Source organism: Nitrososphaera sp., from assembly GCF_013388945.1.
In the GTDB taxonomy this organism is placed as follows: Archaea; Thermoproteota; Nitrososphaeria; order Nitrososphaerales; family Nitrososphaeraceae; genus Nitrososphaera.
This window is the reverse complement of sequence record NZ_JACAEH010000021.1, coordinates 1-18,790: the sequence shown is the minus strand read 5'-3', so window position 1 is coordinate 18,790 and position 18,790 is coordinate 1. Positions and strand designations below refer to the sequence as shown.

Annotated in this window: 23 protein-coding genes and 1 tRNA gene; 8 read left to right on the top strand and 16 right to left on the bottom strand. The window is 55.8% G+C overall.

Features of this window, described 5'->3' with window-relative positions; all coding sequences use genetic code 11:
• Positions 1-37 precede the first annotated feature (37 nt).
• The 3 genes from HXY31_RS09885 to HXY31_RS09875 all read right to left on the bottom strand — a co-directional run bounded on the left by HXY31_RS09885 (position 38) and on the right by HXY31_RS09875 (position 2,114).
• The gene (locus HXY31_RS09885; RefSeq protein ID WP_292642555.1) at positions 38-901 is read right to left on the bottom strand and encodes an NAD(P)H-hydrate dehydratase; all 864 of its coding nucleotides are present in this window, start codon (positions 899-901) and stop codon (positions 38-40) included.
• 471 nt (positions 902-1,372) lie between these two features.
• Positions 1,373-1,464 (bottom strand) — tRNA-Lys (locus HXY31_RS09880).
• A 56-nt stretch (positions 1,465-1,520) separates the two neighbouring features.
• Complete coding sequence (locus HXY31_RS09875; protein ID WP_292642553.1) at positions 1,521-2,114, bottom strand: SRPBCC family protein; 594 nt, start codon at positions 2,112-2,114, stop codon at positions 1,521-1,523.
• Positions 2,115-2,296: 182 nt separating this feature from the next.
• Between HXY31_RS09875 and HXY31_RS09870 the strand changes: the two genes are divergently transcribed.
• Positions 2,297-2,494, top strand: a complete 198-nt coding sequence (locus tag HXY31_RS09870; RefSeq protein ID WP_292642552.1) for a hypothetical protein — start codon at positions 2,297-2,299, stop codon at positions 2,492-2,494.
• A gap of 12 nt (positions 2,495-2,506) precedes the next feature.
• Here the strand turns inward: HXY31_RS09870 and HXY31_RS09865 are convergent, their stop codons facing one another.
• From HXY31_RS09865 to HXY31_RS09830, 8 genes are all read right to left on the bottom strand, one after another.
• The gene (locus HXY31_RS09865; RefSeq protein ID WP_292642550.1) at positions 2,507-3,457 is read right to left on the bottom strand and encodes an iron-containing alcohol dehydrogenase; all 951 of its coding nucleotides are present in this window, start codon (positions 3,455-3,457) and stop codon (positions 2,507-2,509) included.
• A 26-nt stretch (positions 3,458-3,483) separates the two neighbouring features.
• The gene (locus tag HXY31_RS09860) at positions 3,484-4,512 is read right to left on the bottom strand and encodes a hypothetical protein (RefSeq protein ID WP_292642548.1); all 1,029 of its coding nucleotides are present in this window, start codon (positions 4,510-4,512) and stop codon (positions 3,484-3,486) included.
• 31 nt (positions 4,513-4,543) lie between these two features.
• Positions 4,544-4,993: a COX15/CtaA family protein gene (locus HXY31_RS09855; protein WP_292642546.1), complete on the bottom strand. Its 450-nt coding sequence runs from the start codon at positions 4,991-4,993 to the stop codon at positions 4,544-4,546.
• Positions 4,990-5,820 carry a plastocyanin/azurin family copper-binding protein gene (locus tag HXY31_RS09850; RefSeq protein ID WP_292642545.1) on the bottom strand — a complete coding sequence of 277 codons (831 nt, stop codon included), beginning with the start codon at positions 5,818-5,820 and terminating at the stop codon, positions 4,990-4,992. Before HXY31_RS09850 ends, HXY31_RS09855 begins: the two co-directional genes overlap by 4 nt.
• 12 nt (positions 5,821-5,832) lie before the next feature.
• Positions 5,833-7,356: a cbb3-type cytochrome c oxidase subunit I gene (locus tag HXY31_RS09845; protein WP_292642543.1), complete on the bottom strand. Its 1,524-nt coding sequence runs from the start codon at positions 7,354-7,356 to the stop codon at positions 5,833-5,835.
• A 61-nt stretch (positions 7,357-7,417) separates the two neighbouring features.
• On the bottom strand, positions 7,418-7,918 hold the full coding sequence (locus tag HXY31_RS09840) for a hypothetical protein (RefSeq protein ID WP_292642541.1): 501 nt from the start codon (positions 7,916-7,918) through the stop codon (positions 7,418-7,420).
• A complete protein-coding gene (locus tag HXY31_RS09835; protein ID WP_292642539.1) occupies positions 7,919-8,176 on the bottom strand; it encodes a heme transporter CcmC in 258 nt (85 codons plus the stop codon).
• Between the two features lie 44 nt (positions 8,177-8,220).
• On the bottom strand, positions 8,221-8,844 hold the full coding sequence (locus tag HXY31_RS09830) for a histidine phosphatase family protein (protein ID WP_292642537.1): 624 nt from the start codon (positions 8,842-8,844) through the stop codon (positions 8,221-8,223).
• Positions 8,845-8,919: 75 nt separating this feature from the next.
• On the opposite strand from HXY31_RS09830, the gene npdG reads away from it, so the two are divergent.
• From npdG to HXY31_RS09815, 3 genes are all read left to right on the top strand, one after another.
• The gene (npdG, locus tag HXY31_RS09825; protein ID WP_292642535.1) at positions 8,920-9,594 is read left to right on the top strand and encodes an NADPH-dependent F420 reductase; all 675 of its coding nucleotides are present in this window, start codon (positions 8,920-8,922) and stop codon (positions 9,592-9,594) included.
• Between the two features lie 31 nt (positions 9,595-9,625).
• A complete protein-coding gene (locus HXY31_RS09820; protein WP_292642533.1) occupies positions 9,626-9,934 on the top strand; it encodes a hypothetical protein in 309 nt (102 codons plus the stop codon).
• A gap of 184 nt (positions 9,935-10,118) precedes the next feature.
• Positions 10,119-10,517: a hypothetical protein gene (locus HXY31_RS09815; protein WP_292642531.1), complete on the top strand. Its 399-nt coding sequence runs from the start codon at positions 10,119-10,121 to the stop codon at positions 10,515-10,517.
• Here HXY31_RS09815 and HXY31_RS09810 read toward each other — a convergent pair.
• Positions 10,514-11,692: an aminotransferase class I/II-fold pyridoxal phosphate-dependent enzyme gene (locus HXY31_RS09810; protein ID WP_292642529.1), complete on the bottom strand. Its 1,179-nt coding sequence runs from the start codon at positions 11,690-11,692 to the stop codon at positions 10,514-10,516. The genes HXY31_RS09815 and HXY31_RS09810 overlap by 4 nt on opposite strands.
• Positions 11,693-11,758: 66 nt before the next feature.
• Here HXY31_RS09810 and HXY31_RS09805 point away from each other — a divergent pair, with 66 nt between their 5' ends.
• From HXY31_RS09805 to HXY31_RS09795, 3 genes are read left to right on the top strand one after another with little or no spacing between them, the layout of a single operon-like run.
• Entirely contained in the window at positions 11,759-12,166 is a 408-nt protein-coding gene (locus tag HXY31_RS09805; protein WP_292642527.1) for an ester cyclase, read from the top strand.
• A gap of 37 nt (positions 12,167-12,203) precedes the next feature.
• On the top strand, positions 12,204-13,682 hold the full coding sequence (gene glyS, locus HXY31_RS09800; RefSeq protein WP_292642525.1) for a glycine--tRNA ligase: 1,479 nt from the start codon (positions 12,204-12,206) through the stop codon (positions 13,680-13,682).
• Entirely contained in the window at positions 13,679-14,062 is a 384-nt protein-coding gene (locus HXY31_RS09795) for a hypothetical protein (protein ID WP_292642523.1), read from the top strand. Before glyS ends, HXY31_RS09795 begins: the two co-directional genes overlap by 4 nt.
• Here the strand turns inward: HXY31_RS09795 and HXY31_RS09790 are convergent.
• The 4 genes from HXY31_RS09790 to HXY31_RS09775 are packed head-to-tail and all read right to left on the bottom strand — an operon-like array spanning position 14,052 to position 17,696.
• A complete protein-coding gene (locus HXY31_RS09790; protein WP_292642522.1) occupies positions 14,052-14,621 on the bottom strand; it encodes a methyltransferase domain-containing protein in 570 nt (189 codons plus the stop codon). The two genes, HXY31_RS09795 and HXY31_RS09790, sit on opposite strands and share 11 nt — an antisense overlap.
• Complete coding sequence (locus HXY31_RS09785) at positions 14,621-15,223, bottom strand: PqqD family peptide modification chaperone (RefSeq protein WP_292642521.1); 603 nt, start codon at positions 15,221-15,223, stop codon at positions 14,621-14,623. The genes HXY31_RS09790 and HXY31_RS09785 overlap by 1 nt, the downstream gene beginning before the upstream one ends.
• Before the next feature lie 40 nt (positions 15,224-15,263).
• Positions 15,264-16,310: an S-methyl-5-thioribose-1-phosphate isomerase gene (gene mtnA / locus HXY31_RS09780; RefSeq protein ID WP_292642519.1), complete on the bottom strand. Its 1,047-nt coding sequence runs from the start codon at positions 16,308-16,310 to the stop codon at positions 15,264-15,266.
• A gap of 33 nt (positions 16,311-16,343) precedes the next feature.
• A complete protein-coding gene (locus HXY31_RS09775; RefSeq protein ID WP_292642517.1) occupies positions 16,344-17,696 on the bottom strand; it encodes a nucleotide sugar dehydrogenase in 1,353 nt (450 codons plus the stop codon).
• An 84-nt stretch (positions 17,697-17,780) separates the two neighbouring features.
• Between HXY31_RS09775 and HXY31_RS09770 the strand changes: the two genes are divergently transcribed.
• Positions 17,781-18,611, top strand: coding sequence for a hypothetical protein (locus HXY31_RS09770; protein ID WP_292642516.1), 831 nt, complete (start codon positions 17,781-17,783; stop codon positions 18,609-18,611).
• The last annotated feature ends 179 nt before the right edge of the window (positions 18,612-18,790 follow it).

Here is an 18,790-nt window from a genome sequence, read left to right as displayed (position 1 = left end):
CAGCCAATTAGAGTGACATCTCTAACGAATTCGGATATCATTTCACGATCTCGTCAAAGCGCTTCATCGCTTGAGGCAGGTCCTCGAGGAGGTCGGTAGAGGTCATGTGCAGGCCGACGCGGTTGAAGGACAGGTTGCCTGCAAGGCCGTTGAAATACACGGCAAGGAGCGACGCTTCAAAAGGCTCCATCTTGCACAGAAGCCCTGCCGCGACTCCGGAAAGCACGTCGCCGGTGCCGCCGACTGTCATGGCGCAGTTGTGCGTCCTGTTTATGCCGACGCGCTTGCCGTCTGACACAACGTCAGTAGGCCCCTTTAACAAAATAGTGATTCCGTATTTTTTTGCATTCCTCTGCACGTTGACTATGCGCTCCTTTTCTGTCCTGCCCGCGTCCTCGCCAAACAGCCGTTTGTACTCGCCGGCGTGCGGCGTTACGATGGTGTTGGTGTCCTTTATCTCTGGCAAGACGTCGGGCACGAGGGCCGACGCGTCAAGCAACAGTCTTGCTCCCATCTCTTTGAGGTTCCTGACAAGCGCAGTTAGCGCCTCAGGCTTTGCGATGCTCATTCCCATGCCTATTGCGGCCGAGTCTGGCTTTTTTGGCATCATGGCAACAAGCCTGTTTGCCGAGCCTACCGTCAGCTTGTCGTCCGGCAGTGGCAGGACTATTAGCGCCGGCGAGAACGATCGCACCTCCGTCTTTATCGAGCGCGGCACCGCTGTGTAAACAAGATCCGTGCCGGAACGCAATGCTGCCATGCTGGTGAAAACGGGCGCGCCGTGGTAAAAGTGGCTCCCGCCTGCTACGAGCACGGTGCCGCTGTCGCCCTTCTTTGCCGTGGCTTTCCTTGGCGGCATCAGCTTTTTTGCAAGCGGCAGGTTGATGGTGATGACTGCCATCCAGCCAAGAGCAGCGCGCCGGGGATATAAAGAGTCAATCCGGATGGTTCCGTCAAGTCCGGCTTGCAGACAACTAAAAGGTTATTAGCTTGAGCTAATTAGCTAGCATGAGAGAGATGGGGGCGGAGCGGGGGCTTCACCGAGCAAAGATGCTGGAACAATCAGCCAACCACGCACTTGTTGATATCTGCGACAGCCTTTCCATACTTGACATGGAATCTGTCGATGCACAGGCTTAAATTTGAAAAAGGGGTTCGGTGGGATTCGCTACGCTACCAGAAACCTTGTCAGGAATGCCTCTAGCTCATACTCGCGGTAGCTTTGGTGAGAGCTGTTGTTCGCACAGTGCTCTTCCCTGTCTGCCTCGTGGCGGAAAACCCTGTTGCACTTTTGGCACTGGTAGATTTTCAACAGCGGATGATGGTCTTACAAGAACTTAATCAGGTGTATGTAAATGTAATAACAATAAAGCGGGTTCGGTGGGATTCGGACCCACGACATTTTAACCCAGATGAACTGATTGGTTAAGAGCCAAACGCTCTACCTGGCTGAGCTACGAACCCGCAAAACTTTTCGTGTAAAATGCGTTATTTAAACGTAAGAGGAAAAAGGGAAAGGGTTAGGCCGTTTTGGCCAGAGCTTCCTGCCTGTCCTTGATTATCTTGATTATTGCCTCAGAGACAGAGCAGCCCATTTCCTGTTTTTCCTTCAGGACGTGCCTGTAGGCGTCAAGGGTGATGTATACAGGGATGGAGCCGGTGCCTTCGAGAAGAGCCTTTACCCTGTAAAGGCCTGTCTCCATGCCGCGCTCTGCAATGCCCTTGAGCTTTACTCTGTCGATGAACCCGCCGAGAGGTCCCATAGGCATATCATAGTCGACATCGAGTGTGACCCTGCTCTTTTTCTCGCCCAGCGCGTCAAAAGTGGCTGTTATCTCCCATCTCTTGAACGGGCCTTCGATCATCTTGGCTTTTATTCTGTGGAGAAAGTCGTACTCTACGGTTTCGCAATCCCATTCGAGCCTCTTGCCGTCAAAATCACCGCTGATCCTAAATGTCGTACCAACGCCCATGCCAGCCTTGACATCAACTGGTACCACGTTGAGACCCACGTTCTCCGGGAACTGGTCTGCCATGTGCTCCGGCCTTGCAAAATATGTGAAGGTCTCATTTATTGGAGCATTGATCTCCACGCTCTTCTTGATAACAGTCATCGTGAGTTTCAGGCTGGCATTCTGAATTTAAAGGTTTTGGGTTCTGAGTGACATTTCAGAGAAATGCGCGCATGCAGGTCGTGTCTATGACAAGATTTGATGAATGATGATTGCATTGCATTGCAGATTTCATGTTATCAGACGCTAACATTTTATTTCTCATACATGCAGTGCGTCATGCCATGATACTGAGTGGTGCAAAGGGCAAGCTGCTAAAGATAGACACCGAGGCGAAGACAGTCACGGTGCACAAGCACACGGGTGTGCAGGATTTTGGCTACGACAAGAATTTCGACGCTGAAAAGTACACGCCGCTTGTGGGAAGCATCGTGAACATAGAACTGTGCGACTTTATGGTGATAGGAATAACAAAAGAGTAGGGCCGCGGCCTTTCAGGCCAGCGGGTTCTTGTTGACGATTTCGTCCAGGCAGCCGATGATATCCTGCTTTGTGACAGGTATCGGGTTGTTGTCAAGGTGGCCCCTGTCCGGCATGATTACGTCTGCCGCCGCGTCCAGCGGTTGCTTCAATTTCAGCGGCTCGAACTTTAGCTTTTGCGCAATCTCCTTGAAGCGCTTGTAGTAGACGGACTTGTTGAACTTGTGGGCGACAGTCGTGCACGACGAGAGCGCATAGCCGTGGGGCACGCCTTCATTGGAAAAGACGTATGAAAGCGCGTGTCCAAGAGTCGTCGACGAGTTGCCAAAGCCGATGCCTGACAGCATGGCGCCGTACGGGAGCAGGTTTGGCTTGTCGTTCATTATTGCGTCGTAGAGTATGTCAAACGCCTCCTTGCAGAAGAACTGCGTGAACGGGTTGCCGGCCTTGCTGTCGTAGCCTTCGGAAGCCTGCGCTGCTGCGTCGCACGCAGAGTTGCGCATGATGTTAAAAGGCGTGCCGGGCAGGAAATACGGGTCGACAATCGCGGCGTCGGCAAGGAACGCCTCGTCCTGCAGGAGCTTTTTCTTGTGCTCAAAGCTGATTACAGCATACGTGGTCATCTCGGCGCCGGTGCCAAAGGTGGTCGGGATGAGTATCTTGGGGATGCCGGTCAGCTTGCTCAGGTATTTGCAGACGTCCCTAGAGCTCCCGCCCCCGAGGCCGATGTAGGCGCCTATCTGCTTGCCCTCGTACTGCTTTTTCAGGGCCTCTATAGTTTCGATGGACGGGTCGGGTGTGACCTTGTCGTAGACTTCATAGTTCTTTATGCCCATGTAGTCGAGCCACTTGTTGTATATGTCCGGCGTCGTAGTCGTTACCACCAGAGAATTCTTTGGATACTGGAACTCCTTGGCCGCGTTCTCGCCAAAGACTATTTTCCTCGGCATCAGTACTTTCCACATGGAAAAGCCATGCCCCTGCAGGGGTTTTATGTCTTACTAGGGATCTGCTCGCGCAGCTTCTTTTTCTCGTACCGCATCAGGTATGTTATTCCACCTATCAGGAATACCTCGACATACTTGGCAACCACGCCTGCCACCTCAAGCTGCTCGGGCTGGTCGGTAGGTGAAAGGGGCGGCGGGAATATGACAGAATACGTATACAGCCCCACAAGGATTGCTGTTCCGGCCATGCCAAACAGGTTGAGCCCAACTGTCTTGCGGTAGTACCGCGCAGGATCGGCGCCGGCGCCCGACGTCAGCGTTAGCATGATGTACATGATGCCGTAGCTCACCTGCATGCCGCCGGCTGTTATCAGGAATATTGGATACTCCAGCCTTAGCGAGCCGTGCTCTGAAAACACGGCAAAGTGGACCATCCCGCCCCCGAGCGCGGACAGCATGACCGCGTATTTTATTATCTCGCTCCTGTCGCTTAGCTGGCCGGCGCTCCTCTTCTTGCGGAAGCTTATCCAGAGCACAGAGCCTATCCCTACAAGCGGCGCGAATATCGCGCCAAGGACGGTGTAGGTGAATATGTCGCCAAAGGTCGCCGAGATGTTGAGGTTTGAGACGACGCGCTCGCAGTTGCAGCCGGCAGTGCTCAGGAGCGTGCCCCTTGGCGGGTCGACGGTGTTTGAATTCACGGGCCCGTTTGCTATGCTGAATATCAGCTGGTAGTTTCCGGCTTTAGGAAACGTGTAGTAGAGCGTAAAGTCTCCGATGTCGTGCTTTGTCCAGGGAAACGCCTTTACGCGCTCGCCAGTGCTTGAATAGATCTCGACCATCGTTTCAACGTCGCGCACGTCGTTTCCATCATAGTCCTGGACGCTGAACATGATGGCTGTGAGCTGACCCGGGCCTGCGTACTCGGGCTCGAGCGCCTGGTGTATGACATAGTCTTCTACGCCCCTCTGCATGCCGTTGTAGTGCGGCAGGTGCTCGAGGTGGGCAAAAGCAGGAGGAACAGAGAGTGCAATAATGACCGCAACGGCCAGAGCGTACGGCCAGGGAGCCACGCGCTAATAGCCGCCGATTGAGAGTATAAACCTAATCCCGGATTGCCGGGATTGTCGTCTTGGCAGTCATCCTGAACAAATAGACTACAGTCATAAGCACCATCGAGAACAGCACGAGCCCGAGGCCAAGGTGCGCAGTCACAAGCACAGAGTGCAGGCGCTCGACTATGACTACTGCGCCAAGCGCAATCTGTCCTATCACGGCGCCGGCGGCAATTATCGACGCTATCTTCATGCCCCTAGGCGTTTCTTTTGACTTTAGCACAAAGGCCATCGTGGCTATGACGAGCAGGCCCGTCGTTGCGGCGACTGACCTGTGTATATACTCGATGATAAAGTCCTGGTGGGGCAGGAACCCTTGCGGGCACAGCGGCCACTCGGGGCACGAGAGCCCGACCCCCGACGCGCTGACGTAGCCGCCTATGAAGATCAAAGAAAAGAGGACGGCAAGCGTCGCAAAGGGCAGGGATCTCAGGATCATTCGATTTGCAGCTTGCCTACCATGTACGGATGGACAAGACAGAAGTAGTCGTATTCTCCAGGTTCAAGATCCGCGGTATCGATTGTGGCCGTAGCCCCTGCCTCCATCAAGTCTGTGTCAAACGCCTGTCCTGCGTCTGCATCTGAAGGCGCGCCAGAAGTGGCTGTGTGGAAGACGTTGTCCGCGTTGCGGACTGTTATCACGTCGCCCGCGCTCACAGTCAGCGGGTCTGGGTCATAGTCAGGAGCGCCTTGAGCCGATGCGCCTGCAAGTATTGTCAGCGTCGGACCTTCTGCGCTTCCGCCGGTGGCGCCACCTTCTTCGGCTTCCACAATCGTCAATTGCGAGGTCATGTACGGGTGGACCTGGCAGAAGTACGGGATAGTGGTGCCCACATCTGCATCAATAGTTATCTCGGCTGAGGACTCGCCGCCGTTGACAAGCCCTGTGTCAAAGGCTACGCTCATCTCTGCGTCTTCCGGCCCTGTGCCTGAAGTCGCGGTGTGGAAGACGTTGTCGCGGTTCTCCCACACGACCTTGTTGCCTACCGGCACCTGCGCGTCGTCTGGGTCATAGTCAGGGGCACCTTGCACCGAAGATCCCGCAAGTATCGCTATTCTAGTGACTCCCGCTGCAGGAGGTGGAGGTGGCGGTGTCTCTGGCTGGATCCTCGTCACAGGCGCCGACTGCGAGAAAAAGTTGTCAAACTGCGTGACAACCACGGCCGCGCCTATTGCAAGCGTTACTGCCACTATTATGATGCCCCTCGCCATCCTTCCCGGCGAGGTCAACAACACTGGCTCGTCCTTGTGCTCGTGCTCTGCCATGTCTGGAACCTCCTAGTGGTGCGGCTCCTTCCGCGTGTAGTCGTAGTACTGCTCTCCAAGCTGGAACGGGTCCCGCATGTCTGCAGGCTTGCCCTTTCCGGCGCTGTAGATGAGGTTGCCCATCAGGAGCGCGGCTCCCGCGCCGGTTATCCACGCGCCGACGCTTGAAATCTGGTTCATCACTATCAGGGGCTCCACTGGCACGTAGTCAAACGTCCTCCTCGGCTGGCCATAAAGTCCTAGCACGTGCTGCGTCAGGAAGATCATCGACACGCCGACGAACAGCAGCCAGAATGTAACCATGCCTATCCTCTCGTTGTACATCCTGCCCGTTATCATCGGGAACATGTAGTGCAGCATGCCCAAGAACGCGAACGTGATGAGGCCCATGACGAACAGGTGGAAGTGTCCCACGACCCAGTAGCTGTCGTGCGTGAGGAAGTCAAGCGGCATCATAGAGTTGACGACGCCTCCGGCTCCCGCGTAGAAGAACAGCACCAGCCCGCCTACCACAAACGACATCGGGGTCGCAAACCTGATCCTGCCTCCCCACATCGTGGCTATCCAGTTAAACACGTGCATTGCAGACGCAGGGACCGCGGCAAGTGTGCCTATCATGAAGGTTGTCTTCATGGTAAAGTCCATGCCTGTCGCGTACATGTGGTGAGCCCACGATGCGAACGCGACTATGGATAGCAGCACGAACGCAGTCACTCCAGACTGGTAGCTGAACAGCGGCTTGCGCGAGAACTTGGGTATCAGCTCGTACGCCATGCCGATTGCAGGTATCGCAAAGATGTACACCTCGGGGTGGAACGTGAACCAGAACAGGTGCTGGTACGCTATCGGGTCCCCGCCCATGTTGGGGTTAAAGAACCCGCTCACTCCAAGCCTGTCGGTGAACAGCATGATGAGGGCCGCCGTAAACGTGGGAAGCGCCACGAGTATCATTATCGACGTCACGAGTGTCGCCCAGACAAACAGCGATGTCTTCATGAGCGGCAGGTCGGGGTGCTTCATCTTCAGTATGGTGACGATAAAGTTGATGGAGCCAAGTATCGACGAAAGACCGAGTATCTTGATTCCAAATATCCACATCTCGGCAGCCGGACCCTTAGCGCTCAGGATAGAGTAGGGCGGCGTCGCGTACCAGGTAAAGTCGGCCATGCCGAGCCAGACAAGTGCCATGCCTACAGGTATCATCCAGAACGCGACTGCGTTCAGCTTCGGCCAGGCCATGTCTTTGTACTTGACCATGATGGGTATCAGGTAGTTGCCGATTCCGGATGCAAACGGGAGCAGCCAGAGGAACAGCATGTTTGTGCCATGTGTCGTAAAGATCCTGTGGAACGTGTTGGGGTCGCTGATTATCTGCGCGCCCGGCAGGAAGAGCTCTGTGCGGATGACAAGCGCAAGCGCTCCACCTATCATGAAGGCGACGAGGCCGAGGATTATGTAGAGCAGCCCGACGTCTGTGTGGTGGGTGGAAAAGAGTATCTCCCACATCGGACGAGGTTTCTTAACTTCTAAAACCATTCAAAATCCCTCGCTTGCTGCTCACCGGCACGGTTTGCAAATAAAAGTATTTTGGACATCATCAGTTGCTCACAACCGCTGCTTTTGTTGCCGGAAGCACTACCGGTATGTCCTGCGTTTCGATTGGTGCGCTCACGTTTGACACTCCCTCCTCAACGAAAAGCTTGGCGCGCATCTGGTAGTGGCTAAATCCGCAGTATTCCCTGCACTGGATGAGGTACTCGCCTGTTGCGTCAGGCATTACCCACACAGTGTTTATCCTGCCAGGCACCGCGTCTATCAGCACGGTCAGGTCAGGTATATTGAAAGCATGATTGACGTCCCTCGAGGTGACCTCGAACTTGTACGGGACGCCCTCTTGCAGGTGGAGCTCGCCTATCTCCCGGGTCCCGTCCTCGTGCTCAAACGTCCAGAGCCACTGCTGGCCTGTGACCTTGATGACTTTGGAATCCTTTGGTGGGTGGTCCAAAAAGCGCTCGACGTCCCACGCAGCTGCGCCAAGGTATACAAGCAGCATGACTACGACTCCCACGTAGATCCACTCTATCATCGCGTGGCCCATCTACTGGTGTCCCTCCGGAAGGCCCCTTGGAATGTTCTTGGGGTTTGACTCGCGGAAACGGAAAACTACGTACGCAATTACACCCATGATGACTGCGCCTATGGTGAATGCGATTACCATGCCCTTGTAGAAAAGGCCCCACACCTCGACGCGGTTTATGATCACTCTGTCCGATTCTTGCGCGAACGCCGGCTGTATTATAGAAAACACGACGACGGGAACAATCAGAATTACGGCGTGCCGTAGAGAGATTCCCATACGCGTCGTTTTGGTTTTGATATCTTATTTAAGGTTTTGGGAATTTATTCAAGCGGGTACCTGTGCATCGCCATGACGTTGACGCCGGAGAGCGAGTACTCTTTGCTTTCCTGTTTCAGTATAGTCATCGACGCGTTGCGTATGTGCCATTTGTAAAGCGCTTCCGGCTTTAGATCCAGAAGCGTCGCAATTGCAGCTTTTATCGGGTCAAGGTGCGTGACGCACAGGACGTTCCTGTCCGCGTGGTTTTCGGCTATTTCGTCAAGCAGGCTTCTGACCCTCTTTTTCACCTGCAAAAACGGCTCGACCCCAAAGCTCTCGAGGACAGGGTCGTGCTCGTCGTAGAATTTCAAAAACAGGTTGCCGTACTTTGTCACCACTTCTTCGTAGTTCATGCCGACAAGCTTGCCAAGCTCTATCTCGTACAGGCGCTCGTCCACTTTGTAATCTGCCCCTATGGCGTTGCAGACAATGTCTGCAGTTTCCATCGCCCTGATGACTGGCGACACCACCACCCTATCTATCGGGACGTTTTTCAGCTGCTTTGCGGCATCTGCCACCTGCTGCCTGCCAAACTCGGTCAGGTGCGACTCCAGGTGGCGCCCGACGAGCATCCTGTTGACGTTGTTGTCAGCCTGCCCGTGGCGCATAAAGATGACAAGTGGCACGGAAAATAGGTCGCCAGACCGATACTTAATCCTTCTAATGTAAAGTTAATATCCAAACCACTTGCAACTGGCAGCATGAAGATTGGAATAGTAGGCGGCACCGGCGGCATGGGCGAGGGCTTTGCCCTGAGGTGGTGCCTAAAACACGACGTGATAGTCGGCTCGAGAGAGGCGCAAAAGGCCCAAGAAGCTGCTGCAAACTACTCTAGCGCCGCAAGACAGGCCTACGGAAGCTCGATGGCAGGGAGCATAACAGGCGACGACAACATCTCCCTTGCGAAAAACTCGGATGTGCTCATCCTTTCAATACCGTACGAGTTCATAGACGACACGTGCTCAAAACTTGCAACACAGGCAAGAAGCGACTGCATCGTCGTGTCGCCCATCGTTCCCATGACGCGCACCGACACCGGCTTTGTCTACATACCAATCGAGCAGGGCAAAAAGCCTGCAGCCGTGATGGTCGCAGAAAAAATGGCCCCGCGATCAAGGGTGGTGTCTGCGTTCCACACGATATCTGAAGTAAAGCTGAAAAATGTCGGCTCGAGCCTTGACGCCGACACCTTCATCTGCGGCGACGACCCGAACGTGGTTGCAAAACTTGCCGAGCTCGTGTCTGAGATACAGGGTCTGAGGCCGGTGTACCTCGGTCCGCTCTCGCTCACGTACCAGGCAGAGGTCCTCACCCCGATGCTTCTAAACGCCGCCAAGCGCAACAAGATGAAGAACCCCGGAGTCAAGCTGACGTAAACGTTATCAGGACTGGTGCTGGCTAAAGACCATGCGGCAGGAGCGCGGGCCGGGGCGCGGGCGCAACTGGATGTCCGCGATGGGCATCCTGTTCTTCGTGGCCGGCGGGATAATCGCGATCAGGAACCTTGTCCTGTACAGCCTCGAAGCCGCGTCAGGCACGATAGAAAGCGGCACGCAGGTGTTCTTTGACAACTTTGTAAATGGGCAGGTGACAAACGAAAAGTTCGTCCTTGTCATGTTTGCGATAGGCGGCTTTTTGCTGTACTGGGGCTATTTCAAAAAGAAGGAAGATTACGGGCCTCCGGACGAGCACGAATGGCGTAGGTTCAACAGGTAATTCATGAAATAAGTCGATTGTCGAAAGGCATTACCTCAATATTCTGCATGTTTCCTCTCAAAAAATCGAGAAATCCCACTTCAATAAAAGAATTTCGCAATTTCAGGCAGTTTTGAGAAGGAATTAGCAAAGTTAAAGTCAGGGATTGCATGATGCAGTACTTGCTGGAGAAAAAATCCGGATAATGAAGAAAAAGCACGCAAAGGCAAAGGCCAGGGCGGCAGGCAAGACGAAAACCGCAAAAAAAGCCCGCAGCGTCTTGCGGGTCCACAAGGCAAGGCCTTCGGCTGGCGTGAAAAAAGTGGTCCGGATTATGGGCCAGGGCCAGTTCTACGTCGACGCGGCGACTGTCAAAAAGCTCAACGCGATTGACGACTCGCTTGTCGAGCTTGTGGCAAGCGAAAAGGCAGATGACGGCAAGTTCAGGGAGATGCTTGCAGAGCTCATCCACGTTGCGGCAAAGCGCGGCAAGCCAGTCGAGCGGGGTGAGATAGTGAGGTCTGACATCATCCTGCCAAGCGCCGACCTGCCTGTCGACGAGGCGAAAAAGCTGTTCATGGGCGAGGGCGTTATCCCCAACTAGGATTTGTGCAGGAAACTTTCCAGTTTATCCATCGCCTTTTCAAGTATGTCTTCGGGCGCAAGGTAGACTATGCGGAAGTGGCCCGAGCCGTACGCCGAGCCAAAGCCCGAGCCGTGCACGGTCAGAACGCCGGTGCTGTTCAAAAGATCGATGACAAAGTGCTGGTCGTCCTTCCACCTTCCCTTGACGTCTATCTTTGGAAACGCATAGAACGCGCCGCGGGGAAGCCTGCACTGTATGCCCATGCCCGCCAGGCGCTTTAGAACGTAATCGCGCCGCTTGCGCAGCTTTTCGACCATGACAGGAATGTGGTCCTGCGGGCCCCTGAGCGCCTGGACTGCCGCGTGTTGCACAGGCAGGTTCGAGGCTATCCTGACCCGTGCAAGCTTGGGCACGTCCTCTCTGAACTGGTCCAGCTTGCGCGACTGGCTGTTCATGCAGATGTAGCCGCAGCGCCAGCCTGTCATCAGGTAGGCCTTTGAAAAGCCGTTTAGCAGGACAACGGGCGCGTCTTTTGCAACCTTGCCGATGCCGGTGAACTGCGAGTCAAACGTTATCTTGTCGTAGATCTCGTCGCAGATGACGTAGAGGTCGTGCTCAGTCGCGATGTCTATCAGCTGCTGCAGGCTCTTTCTGTCAAACACCTCGCCTGTCGGATTGTTCGGGCTGATGATGCAAAGAGCCCTTGAGCGGGGCGTTATCTTTTTGCGCAGGTCTTCAAGGTCCGGCCTGCCGTCCTCGTGCAGGCGGAACTCGACAGGTTTTCCACCGTAAAACTTGGCGTAAGACGCATACGGAGGATAGTACGGCCCGGGCATCAGCACCTCGCTGTGCGGGTCGACTATGGACGCAAGCGTCATGTCAAGGCCCTCCGACACGCCGTTTGTGACCAGCACGTCGTCCTCTGTTATCGAAAGCCCCTTTGCAGATTCTTTTTCCACTATCGCCTTGCGCAGCTCTGGCAGGCCCTCAGAGTCGGCGTAATAGTTCTCGTCGCGGTTCACCGCGTCGATGAGCGCCTTTTTGATGTGGTCCGGCGTCTTGAAGTCGAACTTGACAGGGTCGCCTATGTTGAGGTAGATTATCTCCTTGCCCTGCGCCCTGTACTTGTTGGCGTATGCGGTGATATCGCGGATGGCGTACTCGACGCCATGCGTCCTGTCAGAGACTTTCAACTGCAAAGCTTGGCAGCCCTACCGAGATAAATTGTTATGTATCACGCCACTCTTTACCAACTCATCATGTCGTCGCAATTCGGGCCGGCGGTCAAGCGCGCAATAGACGCGTTCAACAACCCTGCAGACAGGACAGGGTACTTTGGGCTGTACGACCAGAATGTCGTCTTGCACGGCTTTCCTGCAGGCCTGCCGCCGGGGATTGAAGGATTGAAGGCGTTCTACGCAGGACTGTGGAAGGCGTTTCCCGACTGCAGGCTTGAGCTGAGCAATGTGGTGACGCAGGGCGACAGGGTAGCGACGATGTACACATTCAGGGCGACGCACAGAGGCGAGTTCATGGGCGTGCCGGCGACGGGGAGGCGTGTGGAGGTAACGGGCATGACAATCCTGCGCTTTGTAGGCGACAGGTGCGTGGAGCGCTGGGACGTCGCAGACATGCTGTCTCTCATGCAGCAGATAGGCCCAAAGTAACAATAAAAAGCACGTCAGGGCACCCTGCTTGTGTTAAATGTCAAACTATGACAAGGTGATGAAGCTGGCCCTTGAGCGGGGATTCTACTTTCCAAGTTGCGAGATTTACGCCGACGCGCCTGCAGGGTTCTGGGAGTACGGGCCCACGGGCGTTTCGATAAAGAACAAGTTCATCGACCTCTGGAGACGTGAGCTTGTACGCCGGGACGGCATGATGGAAGTGGACGGGTGCCAGATAATGAGCAAGAGCGTCTTTGTTGCGTCGGGCCACATCGGCAACTTTACCGACCCGATAGTCAAGTGCACCAAGTGCAACTCTATCTTTCGCGCAGACAGGTTCATAGAGGAAAAGACAGGCCAGCGTGTGCCGGAGAGGCTCTCAAACGAAGAAATCGATTCACTGTTGAAGAACAACGGCCTGAAGTGCCCAAACTGCAAGGGAGATTTCGGGCCAGTCAGCAGGTTCAACATGATGTTCCGCGTAGGAATCGGTCCTGCAGGCGAGGAGGCGTACCTGCGCCCCGAGACGTGCCAGTCCATATTTGTCGATTTTTCAAGGGTGTTCAAGACGATGCGCGGCAGGCTTCCCCTTGGCATAGCGCAGATAGGCAAGTCGTTCCGGAACGAGATAGCACCGAGGCAGTCGCTTCTGAGGCTGCGCGAGTTCTACCAGGCAGAGATTGAGGTGTTCTGCAACCCAAAGCGCCTGGACGACGTGCCGAGGTTTGACGAGGTGAAAAACACGACGCTTAGATTGTTCAAAGACGGCGACGGCGCGGTAATTGCAGTGAGCGCCGGCGAGGCCGTGGAAAAGGGGCTCATACCAAACAGGCTGGTCGCATACTACCTTGCGCTGCTAACGGAATTTTACGAAAAGACAGGCATCGACGTGTCAAGGAGCAGGTTCCGCAGGCTCTCCGACGAGGAGAAGGCGTTCTACGCTTCAGTTGCGTTTGACTTTGAAGTCGAGACTAGCACCGGCTGGCTTGAGCTTGTGGCATGCAACTACCGCTCTGACTATGACCTGAAGGGGCACGCAGAAACGAGCAAGGAAAAGCTCGAAGTCGTCGACCCTGCAGACCAGCAGAAGGTCCTGCCGCATGTTTTCGAGCTGTCGATGGGGATTGACAGGAGCCTCTACACAATCCTTGAACACTCGTACTACGAAGAGCAGGCAAAGGACGAGACAAGGGCGGTGCTGAAGCTCAAGCCGTACCTTGCGCCGGTGCTTGTAGGAATACTGCCACTTATGACAAAGGACGGCCTTGGTGAAAAGGCGCGCAGGATACATTCTGACCTGAAGCGCGACTTTGACACGTTCTACGACGAGTCGGGCTCGATAGGCAGGCGCTACAGGCGGCTCGAGGAAGCTGGCGCGCCCTTTGCAATTACTGTGGACCAGACCACCATGCAGGACGACACGGTGACCGTGCGCTACCGCGACTCGATGCAGCAGGTGCGCGTCAAGGTGCCCGACCTTGCGCAGTTTCTGCGCGACTCACTTTTAATAAAATGACGCGCAAGAGGGAAGCAAAGGAGGACGACCTGCCTGCTGAAAAGTGGCTCGTCGCATTCCGGAACCCGTCGTCGTCAAAGAGCCCCGAGGGCTCGACTTTTGTCAGGGAGTTTTACGCGGCCGGCTACTACGAGGCCTACGACGCCGTCCTCACGCACGCTGAGCGGATGAACCTGGAGGTGCTCTGGTTTCGGGAAAAGCGCAACTGCGGCCCCTACATGAACCGCAACTACCCCGGCCTGGAGGCAAGGTGCACCTACTGCAACAAAAGGTTCGGCCACGAGCCGGTGCCCTGCGCGGACGGCAAGTGCGAGTCAGAGTTCTGCTCAAGGCAGTGCATGGACGACCATGCAATGCTCAAACACAGGGTCAGGACTTGACAAGGTCGATTGTCACCATGCGTATGCGCTCGGGGTCGCCCCTGAATTGGTCCAGGCAGCGCGAGGAGTATTCTGCCGGCGAGCCTTCCCTCATGTCCGCCACCTTGAACCCGAGCGAGCGGAACGTCTCTGCAAGCCACACGCTCCAGAGGTCAAACGCGTCCTGGCCCACAGGCTGCAAGAGCTCGTCTGTAATTTCAGTGACGATCCGAAACGCCCCCGGCCTTTTCAATTTGGCTTGCATGGTCTTGTAAAATGGGCGCCACTGCTCCTCCTTTTTCTGGTCGATAAACGACGGGTCTGGAAGGATTGCGATAAAGCCGTCGATAGACTCGTCTGGAAAGCGCGGGACTAATTCTTCAAACGAGCCCTGCATCACAAACGCGTTCTGCAGGCGTATACGCTCCCTTGCGCGGTCGCACTGTTCCCTGTCAAGCTCTATTCCGATGTAGACTGTCTGCGGATCGCCCTGCGCTAGCGCCTCAAGGACGCGCCCGTCGCCCATTCCAAGCTCGACTATTGTCCTTGTGTGCGGCGGGACTATGGACGGTTCTGACATTAGGCCTTCAAAAGCTCTGACTCTAGCAACTGCTGTACAAGCTGGACGACTTCCTGCTCCACCTGCTGCCTGGGCATCCCAAGCTTTGCGGAGAACTGGTCGGTCAACTGCGTTATCGTTTTCGTGCCGTCGCAGCTCTTCCAGAAATCCACTATCGCCTCGTTTACCATGAACCCCTGCTCCTTCTCGTTTGCCAGGATCATCGAGCCGTCCTCCTGCTTGATGAACCTACCCTGCTTGAGCGGCATCGACTTTTCATAGTCTATCTGGAAGCGGAGCTTGGGCTTGCCAAATCCAAGCTGCTCGCGGACAGCAGGGTTCATCTTTTCGAGGCTCCAGGGCGGATCCCACACTATCTCGACGTTGATGCTGCCTATTCCGGGCACTTTTCCCACGTAGCGCTTGACGTCACTGACAAGCGTGTCATGGAGCGGGCAGCCGCGGGTGGTCATGGTCATCTTGATGTCAACGTCCTTGCCCTGCGCGACTTTGACCCCGTAGATGAGCCCAAGGTCCACGACGTTTACCGGGATCTCGGGATCCATGCACTTGCGTAGCGCTGTGTAAACCTGATCTTCTGTGACCTGCTGTGCGGCTGGCATCGGCGTGGTAAAGTTGCCCACAACACGATAAATACTTTGTCTAGCCAAGCATTGCCTTGAGGCTCTTTTCAAAAGGCGGCTTTAGCACGCCCTTTTCGGTGATTATGCCGGTTATCAGCTCCGGCGGCGTCATGTCAAAGGCAGGGTTGAATATCCTGACCCCCTTTGGCGCGACCCTCTTCTTGCCCACTTTTACCACCTCGTCTATCGAGCGCTCCTCGATTACGACCTCGTCGGGGCTGCTCTCAAAGTCAAACGTCGAAAGCGGCGCGGCGACATAAAACGGGATCTTGTGGCGCTTTGCAAGCGTCGCCACCTGGTAAGTCCCTATCTTGTTAAAGACGTGGCCTGTGCGCAGCACCCTGTCGGCGCCGACGACTATGCGCTTTATCGCGCCCCTTGCCATCATGTGGCCGACTGCAGTGTCTGGAATGAGCGAAACGTCTACTCCGTCGTGCTGCAGTTCAAACGCAGTGAGCCTTGAACCTTGCATGACAGGCCTTGTCTCTGTCGCAATGACGCTCAGGCGCTTGCCCTGCTCCCTTGCAGCGCGGATTACACCAAGCGCGGTGCCGTATGCGACAGTAGCAAGCGAGCCGGCGTTGCAGTGGGTGAGCACAACGTCGCCGTCCCGGAACAGGCTTGCGCCAAACGAGCCCATCTGCCGGTTGGCCTGTATGTCTTCTTCCCACATCTTTTTTGCTTCCGAGAGGACCGCGTTTCTGGCGTCTTCCACCGTCTTTGCCCTCTTTGCCTTTGCCATGACCCGCTCCAGCGCCCAGAAGAGGTTGACCGCGGTGGGCCTTGTAGCACGGAGCACCTTGAAGGCCGCGTCAAGGTCGGTCCGAAGCTCTGAAATGGTGCTGGCCTTGCTCTGCTGCGCGGCAAGGGCAAGCCCCAATGCTGCGGTCACACCTATTGCAGGAGCGCCCCTGACCACCAGCTTTTTTATCGCGTCAGCGACCTGCTTGTAGTCCGTGCATTTTACGTAGACAAGCTTGTTTGGAAGCTTTGTCTGGTCTATCATTACAACGGAATCGTCCTTCCATTCGACTGTAAGCAAGAGGTCGAGGTTCTTGCGGGCCAAGCAGGAAAATTCGCAATCGTGGCGGTATTAAACCTATGTCCGGCGCCCTATCGAGGCAAACCTGGTGAACTTTGAACCATCGAGCATTCCTCTGCCGTCGTACACCGGCGCGTCGCCAAGCTCTTTCTTTGACAGGTTGCGGTACTCGGCATGGTCGGTTGCAAGTATGACAAGGTCGGCACCTTTCACGGCCCTCGCAAGGTCTTGCGTCAGCATGACGTCTGCGGGCAGCGCGCTATCGCTTTTGACCATCGGGTCGTGCACACGGATCTCTTTAGCGCCGAGCCTTTTCAATTCTGAAACAACTGCATAGGTGGGCGAGAGCCGGGTGTCTGATACCCCTCCCCGGAACGCAAGCCCCAGGATTGCAACGCTGCACTGCGCCGGCTCCAAGGCGCACAGCGAAAGCGCCTGCCTCACGCAATGTGCCGGCATCGAGTCGTTGACGTTCCTGCCAAGCCGGGTGATGTTGCAGTCGGCCTTGACCATGTCAGCCGTATGGAGTATGAACTGCGGGTAGACGGGTATGCACGCGCCCCCCACGCCGACGCCGGGTTTGTGGATGTGGCAGAACGGCTGCGAGTTTGCTCCTTCCCTTGCTTCCCAAAAGTCCACGCCTGCCTTTTCGCAGAACAGCGCAAGCTCGTTTGCAAGGGCGATGTTGACGTCCCTGTATACGCCCTCGAGGAGCTTCTCGGCCTCGGCGGTCCTCATGCTGCTCATGGTCATCACGCCTTTTTTGAACACGAGCGAAAAGAGCGCGGCGCCTGCCGCCAGGCTTGCCGGGCCGGCGCCCGACACGATTGCAGGGTAGTTGTCCTCGATGTCCTTTATTGCCCTGCCCTCGTAGATGCGCTCAGGGCTGTAGACCATGAGAAAGTCCCGCTCTGCCTTGAGCCCGCTTTCCTTTTCGAGCACCGGGACCACGGCGTCCTCTGAAGTTCCGGGCGGGACGCTAGGGTTCAGGACCACGATGTCGCCCTTTTTCAGCCCCTTGGCTATCGATGATGCAACCTGCTTTACCGCGCCAAGGTCTGCAGAAAGCGACTGGCCGGTCGTGAGCACAGGAACGCAGATCATCTTTATCGAAGAATCTTGGGACGCCTTTACCGGGTCGTCGTAAACGAAAAAGCGCTTTTCCTTGAGGCCCTTTGAGAAAGCCTCTGCCACGCCGGGCTCCGGGATGTGCGTCCTGCCCTTTCTTGCGCTTTCAAGCACCGAGGGCGACTTGTCGACGCCTATGACGTGGGCCCCGAACCTGAGCCACACGGCGGCTATTGGCGAGCCTACGTGCCCGAGCCCGTAGACGGCTATCCTAGTTTTGCCCGACCTTATCCTGGATGCAAGTTCGGCGACTGCGCCCTTTCTCCGGCCGGCCTTTTTCATGACGGTGCAAGGATGTGATTTGTGCTATAAACCCTTGTCTGTCGCAGACAGGTTTAATGCCCCAGAGCCCCTGCCAACTGTACCATGATCCCTGCCCCCGTGAGGGACTTTGTCGCAAGCCTGCCGGGCCCCTCGGCCCTGGTAGGATGTAGGGCCGGAGGGTATGCGTTTTCATGCTGCGAGTATGACATTGCCGTGTTCGGGCAGGGCAAAAACTGCGTGGTGCAGGTAGGCGACCATGCGGTGGAGCTGATATACGTAAACGGCGGCGTACTTGAATTTGGCGACATCGAGATGGTCAAGGACACCAAGTCGTTTTCCCTCTCTTCAATACTGAAAGAGGCGACTGATGAAAAACGTGCGAGTGCGCTCCGCTCCTCTGGCAGAAAGGCTCTGGTCACGTCGCTCATGTACCAGCAGAGGATGAAGGACGCAAAACAGCCATTACTTGCATCGATGTGGCTCAAGGCAGGGGCCTACCAGTTTGTCAGGGGAGCGCTTGCCGTCTCTGGAATACGACCTATGCCGGCCCACGAGCTTGAGCAGGTCAGGCAGGCAGACCTTGAGAAAATGTCAGAGGGCATACAGACGGCGCTTGAGTGCATAGGCATAGAGCGTGCTACCCGGCCTGCAATATCAAGGTCTGTCGGCGCGGTGGAAGAGCTGAAGACAGGCGACTACGACTCGGCCCTGGTGCGGTCCAAGGCCGACTGGCTTCTTCAAAAAAGCATGCTTGCAGACTGCTACTATTTCCTTGGCAGGGCGGCGTGCGAAAGCCTTGCGGCAAAGAAAAGCGCGTTCCACCAGAAATACGCCAAGCTGGCCCAGCTTGCGCTCGACCTTTCTTTGGACCAGCAGGGGCTGGAAAAGCTGCAAAAAAGCCTTTTCCGGGCTGCAAAAAAAGCCCTTTTGTAGGCTTATCTCTTTCGCACCGTGAGGACCGGGGCAGGGGCCACCTTGGCAGCCTTGGCACGGAGCTTTGCCTTGTACTTCAGGTTCCTCGGTTTCGTCCTGAGCCTGTAGCCGCAGCACGGGCACCAGAGGCCATCCCACTTGATGAATATCTCGCAGATCTGGCACCTCTTCTGGCCGCT

What these genes read in the sequence shown, in the direction of transcription:
- HXY31_RS09885 (WP_292642555.1), bottom strand. Translation starts at nt 901, where the DNA reads ATGGCAGTCATCACCATCAACCTGCCGCTTGCAAAAAAGCTGATGCCG.
- HXY31_RS09875 (WP_292642553.1), bottom strand. Translation starts at nt 2,114, where the DNA reads ATGACTGTTATCAAGAAGAGCGTGGAGATCAATGCTCCAATAAATGAG.
- HXY31_RS09870 (WP_292642552.1), top strand. Translation starts at nt 2,297, where the DNA reads ATGATACTGAGTGGTGCAAAGGGCAAGCTGCTAAAGATAGACACCGAG.
- HXY31_RS09865 (WP_292642550.1), bottom strand. Translation starts at nt 3,457, where the DNA reads ATGTGGAAAGTACTGATGCCGAGGAAAATAGTCTTTGGCGAGAACGCG.
- HXY31_RS09855 (WP_292642546.1), bottom strand. Translation starts at nt 4,993, where the DNA reads ATGATCCTGAGATCCCTGCCCTTTGCGACGCTTGCCGTCCTCTTTTCT.
- HXY31_RS09850 (WP_292642545.1), bottom strand. Translation starts at nt 5,820, where the DNA reads ATGGCAGAGCACGAGCACAAGGACGAGCCAGTGTTGTTGACCTCGCCG.
- HXY31_RS09845 (WP_292642543.1), bottom strand. Translation starts at nt 7,356, where the DNA reads ATGGTTTTAGAAGTTAAGAAACCTCGTCCGATGTGGGAGATACTCTTT.
- HXY31_RS09840 (WP_292642541.1), bottom strand. Translation starts at nt 7,918, where the DNA reads ATGGGCCACGCGATGATAGAGTGGATCTACGTGGGAGTCGTAGTCATG.
- HXY31_RS09835 (WP_292642539.1), bottom strand. Translation starts at nt 8,176, where the DNA reads ATGGGAATCTCTCTACGGCACGCCGTAATTCTGATTGTTCCCGTCGTC.
- npdG (WP_292642535.1), top strand. Translation starts at nt 8,920, where the DNA reads ATGAAGATTGGAATAGTAGGCGGCACCGGCGGCATGGGCGAGGGCTTT.
- HXY31_RS09820 (WP_292642533.1), top strand. Translation starts at nt 9,626, where the DNA reads ATGCGGCAGGAGCGCGGGCCGGGGCGCGGGCGCAACTGGATGTCCGCG.
- HXY31_RS09815 (WP_292642531.1), top strand. Translation starts at nt 10,119, where the DNA reads ATGAAGAAAAAGCACGCAAAGGCAAAGGCCAGGGCGGCAGGCAAGACG.
- HXY31_RS09805 (WP_292642527.1), top strand. Translation starts at nt 11,759, where the DNA reads ATGTCGTCGCAATTCGGGCCGGCGGTCAAGCGCGCAATAGACGCGTTC.
- glyS (WP_292642525.1), top strand. Translation starts at nt 12,204, where the DNA reads ATGTCAAACTATGACAAGGTGATGAAGCTGGCCCTTGAGCGGGGATTC.
- HXY31_RS09795 (WP_292642523.1), top strand. Translation starts at nt 13,679, where the DNA reads ATGACGCGCAAGAGGGAAGCAAAGGAGGACGACCTGCCTGCTGAAAAG.
- HXY31_RS09790 (WP_292642522.1), bottom strand. Translation starts at nt 14,621, where the DNA reads ATGTCAGAACCGTCCATAGTCCCGCCGCACACAAGGACAATAGTCGAG.
- HXY31_RS09785 (WP_292642521.1), bottom strand. Translation starts at nt 15,223, where the DNA reads ATGCCAGCCGCACAGCAGGTCACAGAAGATCAGGTTTACACAGCGCTA.
- HXY31_RS09775 (WP_292642517.1), bottom strand. Translation starts at nt 17,696, where the DNA reads ATGAAAAAGGCCGGCCGGAGAAAGGGCGCAGTCGCCGAACTTGCATCC.
- HXY31_RS09770 (WP_292642516.1), top strand. Translation starts at nt 17,781, where the DNA reads ATGATCCCTGCCCCCGTGAGGGACTTTGTCGCAAGCCTGCCGGGCCCC.